The sequence below is a fragment of the Hymenobacter sp. HSC-4F20 genome (genome assembly GCF_019599275.1).
GTDB lineage: Bacteria > Bacteroidota > Bacteroidia > Cytophagales > Hymenobacteraceae > Hymenobacter.
Genome location: NZ_JAHZTD010000003.1, coordinates 107563 through 122917, shown reverse-complemented (window position 1 = coordinate 122917; position 15355 = coordinate 107563). Strand labels below are relative to the sequence as shown.

Genomic DNA, 15355 nt, shown 5'->3' with positions numbered 1-15355 from the left:
GGTAGGGGCTTGTTATTGTAGTCAGCGTGGGAGGTTGACGAAGAAGCCGATAAGCTACGCCTCGCCTCTCAGGCTGGTTATCGTACCAGCAGCTTCTGCACGGAAGTGCCGGTAGCGTTTGTCACCTGAATCAGGTACATGCCGCTGCGTAGGGGCAACTCTTTGTCTACTTTCACTTCCGAGCCGAAGGCAGTAGTCTGCCACACCTTCTTGCCTTGCGCATCTACAATCTGCACCTGAGCAGGCGACAGGTCTTGGCCAGGAAGCTGAATGGTGAGGGCTGAGCCGGGAGTGTAAGGGTTAGGATACACGCCCAGGCTCTTGGCCTCCTCGCTACCTGCCGTGGCAGTTACCGTAGCGGGGCGGGCCGCCGCTTTTGTAATCCGAATCCAGTTGAGGTTCCAGCCGCCGGTTTGCGCAAACACCCCGAAGTTGTAGGTGCCCGCATTCACGTTCACCGTTTTCGATACGGTCGTCCAGTTCTGCCAGCCGCCGGTGGCCGGAATAGTGGTGTTGCCCAGTTGAATGGCGCCCGCGTTGAGGTCCGATGACAGCGTGCCGCCGCTGGGGCTGGCCACGCGGTACTCAATGGTGTACGTGCCGGAGGTGGGGAAATTGATGTTGTTGTAGGCCATCCAGTCGCCGGCGTCAATGTAGGATACGTTCTGGCCGCCGCCTGCGTCGGTGGTGGTTTCCAGCTGCACCCCGTTCATGGAACTGTAGCTTTCGGCCTGAATGGTAACCGTAGAGCCAGTTGGCGGCGGGGTAGTGGTGCCGCTTTTCTGGTACACCCGCACGTAGTCCACGTACATGGTGGCGGGCAGCTTGCTTTCGTCCACGGTTTGGCCGGGCCAGTTGCCGGCTACGGCCAGGTTCAGCAGCAGAAAGAAAGGGCGCTGAAACTCCTCGGTGCTACCCGTGCCGTTGGTAATGTTGATTTCGTGGTACTTCACCCCATCCACAAACCAGCGGATGTAGGTAGGCTCCCACTCGATGGAGTACACGTGGTAGTCCTGGGGGGTAGTGATGATGTTGCCACCGTACTCGGCGTGGCCGTTGCTGTCCCAGTGCACGGTGCCATACACCTTGTTTTCGGCATTGATGTGCTCCATCACGTCGATTTCGCCGCAGGCCGGCCAGCTCACCGTATTGATGTTGCTGCCCAGCATCCAGAAGGCCGGCCACAGGCCTTGGCCCAGGGGCAGCTTCATGCGGGCTTCAATCTTGCCGAACTTAAAGTCTTTCAGGCCCTGCGTTTTCATACGCGAGGAGGTGTAGGGCATACCGCCTACCGTCTCTTTCTTGGCCGTAATCTGTAGAATGCCATTTACTACGGTGGCGTTGGCGCGCTGGTAGTACTGCTTCTCGTTGTTGCCCCAGCCGCCGCCGCCGGTTTCAAATACCCAGCTCGGGCCAATGCCGGTGGTGAATTCATCGGCCCATACCTGCTGGTAGGTTTGGGCGTGGGAGGAAGCGGAGCCGAGCACGCATAGCGCAGCCGCTCCCAAGAGGGAGGTAAACTGGTGTTTCATTGGTTGTGTGGGAGTTTGGTGGAAAGAAGAGCAGCGGGGAGGCACCAGTGGCACCGCTCCCCGGGGGTAGCGGCTTGAGCCGGGCCAAAGCGCTTCGGAAGCTGGCTAAAACTAGCCGTGAAGGGAAACTTCAGCAGCGGCCGGACCAAAGCACAGCCCCAATATATCCGGGTTACTTACCCAAACGCAAGTGCTACCCTACCGCCCCGCCCGCGCCCGGATTAGGCGCTATACACTTACCTCACATTCCGCGGAAGGCCTTTACCGGGGCATTGGGCCCTGCTCACGGCGTTGGTTGGGCCACGCCAAGTCGGCTAAAAAACAAGTAGAAAAGAGTCCAATAGCCAAAGTTTTCTACAATATGTTACGCGGGTTTATTCTAGCCTCACCGGGGCCTAAGCTGCTACGCCCCGCCATTAGAGTACGGCAGCCGGGCGCACGAAAAGCGAGAAACTAGGCGGCGAAGGAGAACAGGGCGCCTGGCTTCAGCAAGGAAGCCAATAGTCTATTCTTACGAGCTTGCCTTCGTCGAAAAACAGAATCCAGGCATTTTCACCCGCCGCCTCGCCGGTGGGTAGGCTTACGGCCGTGAGCTTGCCCATGCCATACACGGGTATCTTCTTCTGGGTTTTTACGCCCTGCGGAAATGCCTGGGCCAGGGCCTTGAGGGTAGTGTTCTGGTTGAGCAGAATGGTGGGCGTGTGCAGCTCCACCTCCGGATGCCCCCGAAAGGTAATAGTGCCAATCACGGCCGTGTCGCCGTATATCTCCCACTGGCTGTGCCGGAAGTGGGCGTAGCGGAACGTGCGCTTGTAGTAGGAGGTGCATACCTCGCCCATGTTAGGCGTTACCAGGCTGTCGGGCTGGCCCAGCAGGGCGAACAGGCCGGCGGTGCTGCCCACCAGGGGCTGCTTGCCATTAAGGGTCATGGCCCGCAGGTCCAGGTATTCCTCTGGCTCTTCCGGAGGCAAGGCGGCTTGGGCGACGCTGTCGGTGCGGGTGGCCAGGGGAGTGCCGTCTGTGCGGGCAGAATTGTCTTGGCAGCCGGCCGCGGCGGATCCGCCCAGCACAACGGCCAGCAAGGGCGCGGCCAGGTGAGAAAAAGGGAGCTTCATGGGTAGTGGCAGCGTTAGCTGAGCTTCTCTTTAAATAACTTAAGCGTGCGACTCCAAGCCAGCTGGGCAGCCTCGGCGTTGTAGCGGGCCGGGGAAGAGTCGTTGTTGAAGGCGTGGTTTACGCCTGGGTACACGTACTGCTCATACTTGATGCCAGCGGCTTTCAGAGCGGCTTCGTAGGCAGGCATGCCGGCATTTACTCGCTCATCGAGGGCGGCATAGTGTAGCAGCAGGGCGGCTTTGATGTTGGGCACTTCCTCGGCGGGCGGCTGGGTGCCGTAGTAGGCCACGGCGGCATTCAGCTGCGGATCATGGGTAGCGAGGCTGTTGGCCATGGCCCCGCCCCAGCAGAAGCCCACGCAGCCGGTGCGGCCATTAGAGTCGGGGCGCTGGCGGAGGTAGCGCAGAGCGGCTAGGTAGTTGCCCAAGTTCTGCTGCTTATCCAGCTTGCCAATGAGGGTGCGGCCTTCATCTTCATTGGCCGGAGTGCCGCCAAATACCGACAGGGCGTCAACTCCCAACGCCAGGTAACCCGCCTTGGCCACGCGGCGCGTTACGTCCTTGATGTGCGGGGTAAGGCCCCGGTTTTCATGGATGACCACCACGGCGCCGCGCTTCTTTTTGCCTTTCGGGTGCACCAGGTAGCCCTTCATGGTCACGCCGGCCTCGCCGGGCCAGGTAGCCTCCTCCGTCACCAGGTCCTCATCGTCGGTGGGTACGGTGGCGGCCTGGGCGTAGCCGGGCTCCAACACGGCCAGAGCGGCCGCGGCCAGGGCCGTGCCACCGGCCAGCTTCACCAGCCGGTCCAGAAACTCCTTGCGGGTAAGCGGGGCGTGGGTGTACTCGTCGAACAGGTTGATGATGCGCTGATCCATAGCCGGTAGAGTGGGAGTGAAGGTAGAGCAGCAAGGTAAGGGTTTGATGCTTCTTGTCGGGGTAGGCGGCGCGGCACTCACGCCGGCTTTTCCGGCGCTCCGCCGATTTTTCCGGCACTCCCGCGAATTCGCCTGTTTCCGGCCGAGGTGAGCAGCAGTTTTGGGAATCTTCTCACCTCAGCTACTACCCCCATGGATACTCGCAACCTCGCCCGCGACGTGAAGTTTCTCAAAGCCTATGCCTTGGTCACTACCCTTCTGCCTCTGGTCGTGCTGCTCTGCGCCTTCGGCAAGCCCGATAAGCCGGTGCGCTTCGGCGAAGTATCGGTGGAGCGCCTGAACCTAGTGGAGCGCGACGGCACTGTGAAAATGCTGATGAGCAACAAGGCGCGCTTCCCGCAGGGCGTCACCATCGACGGCAAGCACCTCGACTACAAGCGCCCACACCCCGGTATGCTCTTCTACAATGACAAGGGCGAGGAGTGCGGCGGCCTGATCTTCGGGGGCGAAAAAGACGCCAACGGCAAGGTATCGGCCGGTGGCCATTTGTCCTTCGATCGGTTTGGGCAGGACCAGGTTATTGCCTTGAACTACCAGGAGCAGGGCGGGGGCTACAAGGCTGGCCTCACGTTCAGCGACGCTCCCACCGAATCCATAACGGCTCTGGAGGAGAAGTATACAAGTGCTACCCCTGAGCAGAAGGAGCAGGCCGTGAAGGAAGGGAAGCTAGGGCTAATGCGGCGCTTATACGTGGGCACCACTGCCGGCCGGTCATCGGCCATGATAATGGCCGACCAGCGCGGCGAAACCCGCGTGATGCTGGTCGCCAACACCGACCAGTCCACCCTCGACTTCAAGGATGCTCAGGGCCGCACCCGCCTCACCATTGGCGTCGATAAAAACAACCAGCCCGTGCTTCGCTTCCTGGATGAGCAGGGCAAAGATGTAAAAGCGGCCGGCCTGTAGAGTAGATATATACCCAGCGTTGAGGCTTGATACCTGCCAGGAGGGTAGGCATCGGGCCTCACCTAGTAACTTCCCGCTTATATGCGCAAGAAGCTCTGGTTTTACTTGTTGGTGCTCGGCCTGTCGGTGCTGCTGGCCCTCTACACGCGCCTGACCATGGCCGTGCGGGCAGAGGAGTTCTACCTGTTCCCCGACGCGCCGTTCTGGACGTTTCTGGAAGCCTTGCTGGTGGTGTACCTGCTCGACCGGCTGCACGCCCGCGCTACGCAACGAGGCCGGGCCAGCGGCCGGGCGGGTTACTACTTCGGCCTGCTCTGGCGCGGGGCACTGCTGTTTATCCTACTCAAGCAGTTACTGCAAGCTGGGCTGGTGCTTTCGGGCGTGGGCCAGGGCGACTATGGCGGCTGGTACGCGGTGGTGCGGGGTTTCTCTTCCGATGTGTTTCTGTATCTGCTGGTGGGCAGCATCTACTTGCCCTTCCTGTACCAGCAGCACGCCGGCCAGGTGCGCCTGGAGTTGGAGCGCCTCGAAAAGGAAGCGGCCCGGGCCAAGCTGCAGGCCTTGCAGCAGCACGTCGATCCGCACTTCTTGTTTAACAACCTCAATATTCTGGCCGCTCTTATTGAGCCCGGTAACGAAGCTGCCCATACTTATATAGGGCACTTGGCCGAGGTGTACCGCTACCTCGTGCGTACCCGCGAGCAGGAGGTAGTACCGGTAGCAGAAGAGTTGACGTTTGCCCGCGACTACTGCGAGCTGCTGCGCTGCCGGTTTGGCGCGGCCTATCAGTTTGAGGAAGAGGTGCAGGCTACTCCTGAGCAACTCCACAACCTGCTACTACCACCTGGAGTGCTGCAAGAGCTGCTTACCAATGCTGTGAAGCACAATTTGGCCAGTCGCAGCCAGCCCCTTCGTATTAGCCTGCGGATTCTGCCCGCTGAAATTGAAGTGCGCAACGACCGGCGCCCCCGTCCGCACTCCGTGCCTGGTGCGGGCAGTGGCCTGGCGGGTCTGCAGGCCCGCGTGGCGCTGGTGGCTGCTGCGCCCGTGCGTATAGCCGCCACCAACGATTCTTTTACCGTTACGCTGCCCCTGGCAGCGGCCTTATCCATGCCTGCCCATGCACATTCTGCTGATTGAGGACGAGGAGCCCGCCGCCGCTCAGTTGCGTCGGTTTGTGCAGCAGTACCAGCCTGCCGCTACCATCGTGGCCGAATGCCAGCAGGTAAGCGAGGCCGCCACTTATCTACGCCAGCACCCGGCCCCCGACCTGATTCTGTCCGACATTGAGCTGCTCGACGGAAATATATTTGCGCTGTTCGGGCAGGTGTCAGTTACGAGCCCAGTTATCTTCATCACGGCCTACGACACGTTTCTGGTGCAGGCCTTCGAGCAGAACGGCATTGCCTACGTGCTCAAGCCAGTGCAATACCCGCAGTTCGCGGCGGCCCTGCAGAAGTTTGAGCGCCTCCGGCAGTCGTTTCAGGGAGCCTTGCTGCAGCAGCTGGCGGCGCACGTAGCCCCGGCCCCGCGCTACAAAACCCGGCTGGTGAGCAAGAGCCGCGCGGGCCTATACTTGCTCGACGTAGCTGATCTGGCGTATTTCCAGCTACGCAACGGCGTTACCCACGCCCTGGATAGGCAGGGCCGGGCTTTTGTGCTCAACGAAACCCTCAGCCAGCTAGAAACTGTGCTCGACCCCGCGCAATTTTTCCGCCTCAACCGCACCGAAATAGTGCACTTGCGAGCCGTTGAGCGCCTGGAGCCATATTTCAACGACACGCTGGTAGTACACCTGAAAGCCCCGGCCACTACCCTTACCAGCAGCTCGCACCGCACCCCAGAGCTGCGCAAGTGGCTGCAAGGATAGCAGTAAGCGCTTTCCTTGCAGCCACCGCGGCAGTTGGGTTGATACTAGGGTGAAAGGCCGCTATTCTTCTTCCCGGTTCACAGTAGCCGGGCTGAACGCGGGCACACAAATCGACCAGTACTCACATTCCTGGTCGAAGGGGTTGGAGTAGCGCACCCGGGCGCCGGCCTTAATCAGCAACGATTCGCCGGCGCCCAGCTCTACTACCTCGCCGTCTATTTCAAACCGCTTGCGGCCCCGCACGACTATCGTTACCTCATCAAACTCCGGGCGCTGGTGGGGCTCGCTCCACTGCGGCGGCGCTACCATGTGCGCCACGCTGTACTGGCCCGTGCCGGTGCTGGCCAAGCCAATGTGCTCTTCAATCAGCTTACCGTCCGTAGTCGGGACGATAAACGGGTTCTGCTGGCGGAAATAGCGCTTTTCAGACATAGTGAGGAAAAACAAAGTATGGGCAAAGCCTTAGCGCAGGGCTTCGCTGGGTAGGATAGGGTAGGGGCTAGTTGCTGGTTTTCTGGGCGCACTCGCCCTCCGTGAAGCTGGTGACACCGGCGTTGCTGGCCTGGCAGGCGTTGCCGTAGGTTTTGCCGTCGCAGCCGCATACCGGCTTGTAGTCCATCGTGCACATAGCGTCTTTCTTGATTTTGCTTTCGTCGATATAGGAAGACTGGGCCGTGGAAGCTGGGGTGCGCTGGCAGGCGACTGTGGAAAGCAGAAAAGCACCGAAAACAAGGGTTTTTCGCATAAGTAAAAGAGAGGTGTGTGGCGCTAAAGGTAAAGGACTGTCGTTAGACGGTATTAAATAGGGTTGACCTAATATTTTACTTAGCTAATTTTTATATTGGTGCAAAACCTCGACCACTCCACGCCGTATAGCTGCCCATATCCTGTACAATGGCCCGTTACCTATGCGGCGCCTGCCCTGGCTTTGGCTCGGGAAGTTGGGATTTATCCTGAACCCTATTTTTCATTTCTCTCCCCCTACGAATCATGTCCTACCACGAAGAAGACAACTCGGGTAAAATTCTCCTCGCTGCTCTGGCTGGTGCCGGTGCTGGTATTATTGCTGGCCTGCTGATGGCCCCCGACAAAGGTACGGCTACCCGCAGCAAGCTGGGCAGCGCTGCTACCAAATACAGCGGCCAGCTGGGCGAACAACTTGCCAAATACGGTGAAGACCTGGACTCTAAGTTCAAAGGCTACATTGAGAAGCTGGAAGACCTGGGCATTACAGGTGCTGGCTCCAAGCTGAAGCTGAAAGGCAGCTGGGACGAAGCCAAAGGCAAGCTGAAGCAGCAGTATGCGCAGCTGACCGACGAAGACCTGGAGTACGCTGAAGGCCAGGGCGACGAGCTGATCGGCCGTCTGCAAAACAAACTGGGCAAAGCCAAACAGGAGATTGTAAAGCTGCTCAACGAACTGTAAGCCACTCCGGCTTTTGCGAATTGAGAGCCCCTGCCAGCCCAGCTGGTGGGGGCTTTTTGCTGAGGTGCTACCCCCGGAGAGGGTATCCAACCTGCTTCGAAAACAATATTTAACCTACTCTATACTTTTCGCGTTGTACCAGTAGCCCGGTGCGTTGCCGGAAGCTAGTACGCTCACCTTCAAACCTGTTCTGCCTCATGGAAGACACGAAAGGCAAAGTAATCCTCTCCCTGCTGGTTGGAGCTACCGCCGGAGCGGTGGCCGGGCTGCTGCTGGCTCCCGAAACCGGCGACGCTACCCGCGCCAACCTGAAAAAGTCGGCCTCAAAGTGGGGCGACGACCTGGCTAAGTTACTCAAGCAAGGAAAAGCAGGCCTTGGCTCACTCAAAACCGACGAAGTAGACTCCGAGCAAATTCGCACCGACCGTACAGCGGCCGACACGCTCTTGAATTCCTTGAGCGATTCAGCCTACGAAGTCTCTACTTCCAGCGACGCTGACTCTGACTACGACGGCGTTGGCGGCGACTCCCGGCACTACCCGGGCTACAAATCGTAATTTTTTTCGGAAACTGGTAACCTTGTTCCCACGGCGCCGTTAAAGAATATACAATCGGCTTAAAAGAAGATTGGAGAATTTACAGTAAGTAAAATTGCCGGCTCGTTGAGCTTCTGACAGGATCTGGTCAAACAACCCGTCAGTAAAATCGAACGTGGCCCATCGCACACTTCTTCTGTAAACCTAATCGGAAGGGTAAGCTAGTTGTATTATAAGGAGAGCCTCTCGCATTTATTTAGCGGGAGGCTTTCTGATTTTACGGGGTAGTAAAGTGCGGGCAGCTATAATTAGCTTCACTTGCCAAAAATATTTTCGGTAAGCGTAACCTTGGTTGAGCTACCCCGTTAAAGCTATCATAACCGACTTACAAGAAGTTGGATACGCACCTGTCGTAAAATTGCCGGCTGTAGAGCTTCTACAAAGGAATGGTTAACAAACCTTGGTAGTAAAATCGTACAGGCCCATCGCAAGCTTCTTCAGGCAAAGGCTGTTCAGCGGACAGAATTAGTCAGTTACAAAAGAAAGCCTCCCGCTGCTTATTAGCGGGAGGCTTTCTGACGTTTCAGGGGGTAGGAAACTACGCTTCCGCCTCAGGCTTCGGCGCGTTTTCTGATTTGGTGTACTCCGGCTTCATCTGCGGGAAGAACAGCACATCCTGAATGGAGTTGGAGTTGGTCATGATCATGCTCAGGCGGTCAATGCCGATGCCCAGACCGGCCGTAGGCGGCATGCCGTACTCCAGAGCCCGCAGGAAGTCCTCGTCGAGCACCATAGCCTCGGTGTCGCCGCGCTTGCCCAGTTCCAGTTGGTCTTCGAAGCGCTGGCGCTGGTCGATGGGGTCGTTTAGCTCCGAGAAGGCGTTGCAGATTTCCTTGCCGTTGCAAATAGCCTCAAAGCGCTCTACCAGGCCCGGCTTGCTGCGGTGCTTCTTGGCCAGCGGCGACATTTCCACGGGGTAGTCGGTGATGAACGTGGGCTGAATCAGCTTGGGCTCCACATGTTCTCCGAAGATTTCGTCGATGATTTTGGCTTTGCCCATGCTCGGGTCGAGGGCCACTTTCAGGTCCTTGGCGGCGGCGCGCAGTTCTTCCTCGCTCTTGCCATCAATGTTGAAGCCCGTGTAGTGCTCAATGGATTCGGCCATGGTAAAGCGCTTCCAAGGGCGCTGGAAGTTGATGAGGTTCTCGCCCACCTGCACTTCGGTTTTGCCATGCAGCGTGAGGGCTACGCGCTCCACCATTTCCTCTACCAAGTCCATCATCCAGTAGTAGTCTTTGTAGGCTACGTACAGCTCCATTTGGGTGAACTCCGGGTTGTGGAACCGGCTCATGCCTTCGTTACGGAAGTCCTTTGAGAATTCATACACCCCGTCGAAACCACCCACGATGAGGCGCTTCAGGTACAGTTCGTTGGCAATGCGCAGGTAGAGCGTCATGTCCAGCGTGTTGTGGTGGGTTTTGAACGGACGGGCCGCCGCGCCACCGTATAAAGGCTGCAGGATGGGCGTTTCCACCTCCAGGTAACCTTTGTCGTTGAGGTAGTTGCGCATAGCCTGTACCAGCTGGGTCCGCTTCACGAAAGCGTCGCGCACGTGCGGGTTTACTACTAGGTCCACGTAGCGCTGGCGGTAGCGCTGCTCGGGGTCGGTGAAGGCGTCGTAGGTGATTTTCTCGCCGGTGGCTTCATCTACCCGCTCTTTTACCACGGGCAGGGGGCGCAGACTCTTGCTTAGCAGCGTGAAGCCGGTTACGTGGATGGAGGTTTCGCCTACCATCGTCTTGAACACATGGCCCTTCACGCCCACGAAGTCGCCGAGGTCCACGAGCTTCTTAAATACCGTGTTATACAGCTCCTTGTCTTCACCGGGGCAAATTTCGTCGCGGTTGATGTAAAGCTGAATGCGGCCCGAGGCGTCCTGCAGCTCCGCGAACGAGGCCTTGCCCTTTACCCGAATCGACATCAGGCGGCCGGCCAGGCTGACATCCTGAAAGTTATTGAGCTCGGGGTGGTAGTTCTCGAGAATCTCCTGGGCGTAGAAGTTCACGTCGAACAGCTCGGAGGGGTAGGGCTCAATGCCGAGCTTCTGGAGCTCTTCCAATTTGCCACGACGGATTATCTCCTGTTCGCTGAGGTGCTGCATGGTACAAGGTCTAAAAAGAAAGCCCACGCGGGGCTAGTAAAGTCAAGCTGCAAAAATAGCGCGGCTCCCACACTTATTTGCATAAACCACCGAAGAGTTGGATAGTTGCCCAAAATGTAGTGGTGGTATGCTCAGCGCAAACAAAAAGCGCCGGCCCAGGGGGCCAGCGCTTACGTGTATATGCAGTCGGACTACTAAAAAAAGCTCGGGGTACCTTAGGCCGCCATGCGCATGGTCGGCTCGTTGTCGCGGAGCTGGGGCTCAACGCGGGTTTGTAAGCGCTCCTGCACAAAGGAGTTCTGCAGGTGCTTCGGCAGCTCGGTTACCAGTTGCTGGTAGCGCTCCAGCCCCATAGCCTTGGCCACGTAGGTTTCGTGGATGCCGTTGAGGTAGCTTACAATGTTGAGCAGCGACTGGTGGAACAGCTTGAAGTCAATCTCCGCTTCCACGAAGCGCTCAATCTCGCGGCTCGTCTGGGAGATGCGCAGGCGACCCAGCAGGTCGAAGATGGTCGTGTAGCCGAGGCGCCAGGTAATCTGCTGCCAGTGAGCAGCTGTCCACTTATCTAGCACCTTGCCCGTCTTCTGGCTGCGCAACGCCGTGTTAGGGTTGGCCTGCACTTGCTGGCGGGTGGCTTGAGCCTTCAGCTTGCGGGTAGTGCGCAGGAACTGCCCGATCTGAGCCTGAGCGTCAATCTCCTTGCTGGCAATGTGCAGACCAGCTTTGTAGCCAGCCAGGGGCAAGCGGTGAATGCTGAAGTCGCCGTACGCGCCGGCCGCATAGAAGGAAATGGGACGAGGGTAGGCATTGCGCACCACCAGCCGCCCTACCTCCCGACGGATCAGGGAAGGGTTGTTGCTGCGGACGCCGGCCGTGTACAGGAAAGCCTGCAACCCGGCCATGATGGTATGATAGGCCTGCGGGAAGGTCCAGTGCAGAGCATTGCGCAAGTAGTCTTCATCGCCCAGCTCGGCAGTGGCGCGCAGGGCGTACTCAGTGCTCCAGCTAGCGTGCAGCAGCTTAGTAATAGCTTGCACGTCGGCGTCAGTCAGCTCAGCTTGGTGAGCCCGGAAGAAAGGCAGGTGCTGCAGACCGCCCATGGCGTCGTCAGCTTCCTGAATGTGGTAGTTGATGGCGAAGAAGTAGTTAAGGAACACCTGGGCCGGAATGGATTTGCGCCAGATTTCCTCAGCCTGCTTCTGCTCGTCCGTAACGAGCGGAATAATGGTCGTTTCCATGTTCATCGTTGTCATGCTTTATAAACCAAGATAGCAGGTTTTGAGTTCTTATTTGCTAAAAATATTGACAAGATTTACTAAAAATATATGACTGATAATCAGATGATTGTGTATGAATAACGTTATAAATGGTAATTTAAAATTAAGGTCGATTTGCTAACGAATTATAACGGTTTGGTAAAGAGCCAAAAAAGCCCCCGTGCACTGCTGCACGGAGGCTTTCGATAAAAGGCGAAATACCCGATTAGATCTGGTCTTTCAGCACCGCTACGGCTTCGCGTAGAGTGATATCCTTCTTCAGCGGCTTCACGAAGCGAGAAGCGCGGTTTACCTTGATGGTATCGGCACCCAGTTGGCGCAGATCGAAGGCCAGAGGAGCAATAGCAATGGGCTGAGCAGCATTCTGAATAGCCTCATACTTTTCAGACTCTGCTTTAGCCAGCTCCTGCTCCGCGCGGTAGTTAGACAGCTTCAGCGACACTTTAGTATCGTCCTTACGCTTCACCATGCGGGCTACCATATCCGAAAGCTGCTTGAAGCTGGCGCTGCTATTTACCCGGGCCGTGCTGGCCTGGCGCAGCTTGTCGATAGACGGGGCTGCACCCCAAGCGCGGTAGCGGGCCGGCGTGATTTCGTCCCACTTCAGCGGGTAGTCGGTTTCTTTTTCGCCTTGGTCCAAGTAGCTATAGGCGTCGGGCAGAACGATGTCGGGAATTACCCCTTTGAACTGCGTCGAGCCACCATTAATGCGGTAGAACTTCGAGGTAGTCAGCTTCAGCGAGCCGAACGGCTTGATGCTGTTAAACTCAGCCGGCATGGCTTCGTCGAGGTCGAAAATGCGCTGTACCGTGCCCTTGCCGTAGGTGCTGGCCGAGCCCATAATAACACCGCGCTTATAGTCCTGAATGGCGGCGGCCAGAATTTCGGAGGCTGAGGCACTGTATTTATTTACCAGTACTACCAGCGGACCGCCGTACTGTACGCGCGGGTCACGGTCGTTGAGAATGGTAGGCGCGCCTTGGCTATTGCGAACCTGCACTACCGGGCCGCTATCCACGAACAGGCCAGCCATTTCTACAGCGTCCTGCAAGGAGCCGCCTCCGTTGAAGCGCAGGTCAAGCACTACGCCCTGCACATTCTCAGCCTTCAGCTTTTCCAGCTCCTTCTTCACATCAGCAGCCGAGCTACGGCCGCCATTGTCGTTGAAGTCGGCATAGAAGTTTGGCAGCTTGATGTAGCCCAGCTTCTTACCGTTGTCGTTGATAGTAGCTGACTGCGCGTAGGTTTCTTCAATCACTACCACATCACGGATGATGGAGATGATCTTGGTGCTGGCATCGGGTTTCTTCACCGTCAGCCGCACTTCTGTGCCTTTCTTGCCTTTGATCATTGAAACAGCCTTATCCAGGCGCATACCTTCCACCGATACTGGCTCAGCCGCGCCCTGTGCAACGCGCAGGATAATATCTCCGGCTTTCAACTCACCCTGGCGGTAGGAAGCACTACCCGGAATAATATCCGACACTTTGATTTGCCCGTCTTTCTCCTGCAACGAAGCTCCAATTCCCTCAAAACGGCCCGTCATGGCAATATCAAAGGTTTCTTTGTCGCGGGGAGCAAAGTACTCGGTGTGGGGGTCGTAGGTGTTGGCAATGGTGTTGGCGTACATAGCCAGCCGGTCGTTGGCGTCGGTCTGCTGCAGATCCTTGAAGTAATCATCGAAGTACTTCAGCACCCGCTTGCGGGCCTCTGCTTCCATCTGGGCCGGAGTACGCATCGGCTCGGAGGTGGTAGCCGGCGAGGGAGTAGCCGAAGTCGAAGCCAACGGCTTATCCTTCTTCTTAGCCTGCTCGTCCATCATTTCCGATACCCGCACCATCGTCTGATATTTCAGAAACTTGCGCCATTCCTCACGCTGAGCGGCAGCGTTGGCAGCAAAGGTTACTTTGTCGGGTTCTGTCTCGAAGTTCTCCTCAACGGTAAAGTCAAACGGTTTGGAGAGAATATCCCGGTACAGACCCTGGATATCTTTCACGCGCTGGGCCATGAGCTGGGTGCCTAGGTCCATGAACTCATGGGTGCCACGCTGCACCTGGTTGTCGATATCCAGCTGGTATTTGCGCAACTGGTCAACATCAGACTGGAGCAGAAACTTCTTGCTGCTATCCAGCCGCTTCAGATACAGATCAAAAACCCGCTTGGAAAACGCATCATCAATGCGCTCCGGCTGGTAGTGAGCCTGGCTTAGGCCCTGGAGCATTGCTTTGATGAGAACTTCATCTTTCTGAGGAGAGCGGCCATCGTTGCGCCGGTACAGCTTGTAAGAAGCCAGTACAAACACCGCCAGCAACACCGAGGCATAAAGGCCTATCTTGAGTCGGGGGGAGGACATGAACAATCGGGGTGAAATGAAGAATACTCAGGAGAAAAGCAGGAATCCTACTAAAGGCTACGCACAGGCAGGGCTGGCGGTTATAGAAGGAAAACGTTGGAGAAGGCGAAATAAGTGCCGGCGCTATAGTACGACCAGTGAAATAAGGGTGGAAAATTGTCCTCAAGGTTGCACGACTGCCGCGGCATTGAACTTTTGGTATATAGAAGATTTGCAAGTAAACACGGAATACCGAATGCTCGATGAAATTAGCCGTCGGCGCATAAAAAAAGGTCCTCCCCATCTTGATAGGGAGGACCTTTTTAAGGCAAATGTGCTGCCAGACTAGTAGCGACGCACTTTGTCACCGCTATGGCGGCGGAATTCTTCTTCGAAGTAGCGAGCATCTTCTTCGTTACGCGGACGCACACCCATTACGATGTTGCCGTTTTTCACGTCGCTTTCATATTCAGCAGCATGTTCTTCCGGGATGCCCGAACCCACCAGGGCACCTACCAGACCACCCGTCAGACCACCAGCACCGGCACCAGCCAGAGCAGCGGCAATTGGGCCAGCAATTACCAGACCCAGGCCGGGCAAAGCTACCGAAGTACCAATGGCAGCAATAGCTCCAATGATGGCGCCAGCAGTACCACCGATGGCTGAACCTACGCCAGCACCTTCCATGGCCTTATCACCTAGTTCAGTATCAGGCGTGTGGTCACCGAAGTGCGTTTTACGGGTGTCATCCGACATCAGCACGTTCACATCGTCCTTGCTGTAGCCACGCGACGAGAGCGACTGATATGCACGCTCGGCGCTGTCACGGTCGCGGAACGAACCGTAGGTAGAAGAAGAGCCGTAAGTTGTGTTGCTACCGGTTACAGCGCGGGCAGCATCGCCAGCGGCGTTCTGCACAGCATCAACACCAGCACCAACCGTAGCGCCAGCCGAACCTGCTACTGCGGCACCCTTCTGGGTAGCACTGTAGTCATGGTGGGCATTATTATCCGAGGAGCTGGAAGTGCTGCCGTACGACGAAGAACCTACCCCACCTTGGTTAGAAGAGTTACCAGTGCTGGAGTTGCCCATATTGCCGCTCGAAGTGCTGCTACCAGTGCCGGCACTGTAGCCAGTACCCGGAGTATCACTGCCGTAGTTAGCGCCTGAGCCAGTACCGGTGTTCGTCGGGTTAATCGAATCGTTGGTGTTCATAAGGGTGGAGTTGAATTTGAATGGAAAGGAGAGAGTACTCCGAAGTGGACT

General features: G+C 57.2%; 14 protein-coding genes. 5 read left to right on the top strand and 9 right to left on the bottom strand.

What is annotated here, in order from left to right; genetic code table 11:
* Positions 1 to 77 precede the first annotated feature (77 nt).
* The 3 genes from K3G63_RS16525 to K3G63_RS16515 form a co-directional block, all read right to left on the bottom strand.
* The gene (locus K3G63_RS16525; protein ID WP_220615237.1) at positions 78 to 1532 is read right to left on the bottom strand and encodes a carbohydrate-binding protein; all 1455 of its coding nucleotides are present in this window, start codon (positions 1530 to 1532) and stop codon (positions 78 to 80) included.
* Between the two features lie 485 nt (positions 1533 to 2017).
* On the bottom strand, positions 2018 to 2647 hold the full coding sequence (locus K3G63_RS16520; protein ID WP_220615236.1) for a hypothetical protein: 630 nt from the start codon (positions 2645 to 2647) through the stop codon (positions 2018 to 2020).
* Positions 2648 to 2661: 14 nt separating this feature from the next.
* On the bottom strand, positions 2662 to 3522 hold the full coding sequence (locus tag K3G63_RS16515; RefSeq protein WP_220615235.1) for a dienelactone hydrolase family protein: 861 nt from the start codon (positions 3520 to 3522) through the stop codon (positions 2662 to 2664).
* A gap of 192 nt (positions 3523 to 3714) precedes the next feature.
* On the opposite strand from K3G63_RS16515, the gene K3G63_RS16510 reads away from it, so the two are divergent.
* The 3 genes from K3G63_RS16510 (at position 3715) to K3G63_RS16500 (ending at position 6358) form a co-directional block, all read left to right on the top strand.
* The gene (locus K3G63_RS16510) at positions 3715 to 4488 is read left to right on the top strand and encodes a hypothetical protein (protein ID WP_220615234.1); all 774 of its coding nucleotides are present in this window, start codon (positions 3715 to 3717) and stop codon (positions 4486 to 4488) included.
* 81 nt (positions 4489 to 4569) lie between these two features.
* The gene (locus tag K3G63_RS16505) at positions 4570 to 5628 is read left to right on the top strand and encodes a sensor histidine kinase (RefSeq protein ID WP_220615233.1); all 1059 of its coding nucleotides are present in this window, start codon (positions 4570 to 4572) and stop codon (positions 5626 to 5628) included.
* A complete protein-coding gene (locus K3G63_RS16500) occupies positions 5609 to 6358 on the top strand; it encodes a LytTR family DNA-binding domain-containing protein (RefSeq protein ID WP_220615232.1) in 750 nt (249 codons plus the stop codon). Before K3G63_RS16505 ends, K3G63_RS16500 begins: the two co-directional genes overlap by 20 nt.
* A 60-nt stretch (positions 6359 to 6418) precedes the next feature.
* Here the strand turns inward: K3G63_RS16500 and K3G63_RS16495 are convergent, their stop codons facing one another.
* Entirely contained in the window at positions 6419 to 6790 is a 372-nt protein-coding gene (locus tag K3G63_RS16495) for a cupin domain-containing protein (RefSeq protein WP_220615231.1), read from the bottom strand.
* 67 nt (positions 6791 to 6857) lie between these two features.
* A complete protein-coding gene (locus K3G63_RS16490; protein ID WP_220615230.1) occupies positions 6858 to 7103 on the bottom strand; it encodes a Kazal-type serine protease inhibitor in 246 nt (81 codons plus the stop codon).
* 245 nt (positions 7104 to 7348) lie between these two features.
* On the opposite strand from K3G63_RS16490, the gene K3G63_RS23095 reads away from it, so the two are divergent.
* Both K3G63_RS23095 and K3G63_RS16480 read left to right on the top strand, forming a co-directional pair.
* Positions 7349 to 7783, top strand: coding sequence for a CsbD family protein (locus K3G63_RS23095; protein ID WP_220615229.1), 435 nt, complete (start codon positions 7349 to 7351; stop codon positions 7781 to 7783).
* A gap of 197 nt (positions 7784 to 7980) precedes the next feature.
* Complete coding sequence (locus K3G63_RS16480; protein ID WP_220615228.1) at positions 7981 to 8340, top strand: YtxH domain-containing protein; 360 nt, start codon at positions 7981 to 7983, stop codon at positions 8338 to 8340.
* Positions 8341 to 8917: 577 nt separating this feature from the next.
* On the opposite strand, the gene lysS is transcribed toward K3G63_RS16480, so the two are convergent.
* From lysS to K3G63_RS23090, 4 genes are all read right to left on the bottom strand, one after another.
* A complete protein-coding gene (lysS, locus tag K3G63_RS16475) occupies positions 8918 to 10480 on the bottom strand; it encodes a lysine--tRNA ligase (RefSeq protein ID WP_220615227.1) in 1563 nt (520 codons plus the stop codon).
* A gap of 215 nt (positions 10481 to 10695) precedes the next feature.
* The gene (locus K3G63_RS16470; protein WP_259404530.1) at positions 10696 to 11733 is read right to left on the bottom strand and encodes a hypothetical protein; all 1038 of its coding nucleotides are present in this window, start codon (positions 11731 to 11733) and stop codon (positions 10696 to 10698) included.
* Positions 11734 to 11962: 229 nt separating this feature from the next.
* Positions 11963 to 14110: a carboxy terminal-processing peptidase gene (locus K3G63_RS16465; protein WP_220615226.1), complete on the bottom strand. Its 2148-nt coding sequence runs from the start codon at positions 14108 to 14110 to the stop codon at positions 11963 to 11965.
* 324 nt (positions 14111 to 14434) lie between these two features.
* Positions 14435 to 15304 (bottom strand): hypothetical protein, encoded by an 870-nt coding sequence (locus tag K3G63_RS23090; protein ID WP_310794603.1) that lies wholly within the window; start codon positions 15302 to 15304, stop codon positions 14435 to 14437.
* Positions 15305 to 15355 lie beyond the last annotated feature (51 nt).

Coding starts and splice junctions, on each gene's coding strand:
- K3G63_RS16495 (WP_220615231.1), bottom strand. CDS start 6,790: ATGTCTGAAAAGCGCTATTTCCGCCAGCAGAACCCGTTTATCGTCCCG.
- K3G63_RS23095 (WP_220615229.1), top strand. CDS start 7,349: ATGTCCTACCACGAAGAAGACAACTCGGGTAAAATTCTCCTCGCTGCT.
- K3G63_RS16465 (WP_220615226.1), bottom strand. CDS start 14,110: ATGTCCTCCCCCCGACTCAAGATAGGCCTTTATGCCTCGGTGTTGCTG.
- K3G63_RS16490 (WP_220615230.1), bottom strand. CDS start 7,103: ATGCGAAAAACCCTTGTTTTCGGTGCTTTTCTGCTTTCCACAGTCGCC.
- K3G63_RS16520 (WP_220615236.1), bottom strand. CDS start 2,647: ATGAAGCTCCCTTTTTCTCACCTGGCCGCGCCCTTGCTGGCCGTTGTG.
- K3G63_RS16500 (WP_220615232.1), top strand. CDS start 5,609: ATGCACATTCTGCTGATTGAGGACGAGGAGCCCGCCGCCGCTCAGTTG.
- K3G63_RS16515 (WP_220615235.1), bottom strand. CDS start 3,522: ATGGATCAGCGCATCATCAACCTGTTCGACGAGTACACCCACGCCCCG.
- K3G63_RS16505 (WP_220615233.1), top strand. CDS start 4,570: ATGCGCAAGAAGCTCTGGTTTTACTTGTTGGTGCTCGGCCTGTCGGTG.
- K3G63_RS16470 (WP_259404530.1), bottom strand. CDS start 11,733: ATGACAACGATGAACATGGAAACGACCATTATTCCGCTCGTTACGGAC.
- K3G63_RS16525 (WP_220615237.1), bottom strand. CDS start 1,532: ATGAAACACCAGTTTACCTCCCTCTTGGGAGCGGCTGCGCTATGCGTG.
- lysS (WP_220615227.1), bottom strand. CDS start 10,480: ATGCAGCACCTCAGCGAACAGGAGATAATCCGTCGTGGCAAATTGGAA.
- K3G63_RS23090 (WP_310794603.1), bottom strand. CDS start 15,304: ATGAACACCAACGATTCGATTAACCCGACGAACACCGGTACTGGCTCA.
- K3G63_RS16510 (WP_220615234.1), top strand. CDS start 3,715: ATGGATACTCGCAACCTCGCCCGCGACGTGAAGTTTCTCAAAGCCTAT.
- K3G63_RS16480 (WP_220615228.1), top strand. CDS start 7,981: ATGGAAGACACGAAAGGCAAAGTAATCCTCTCCCTGCTGGTTGGAGCT.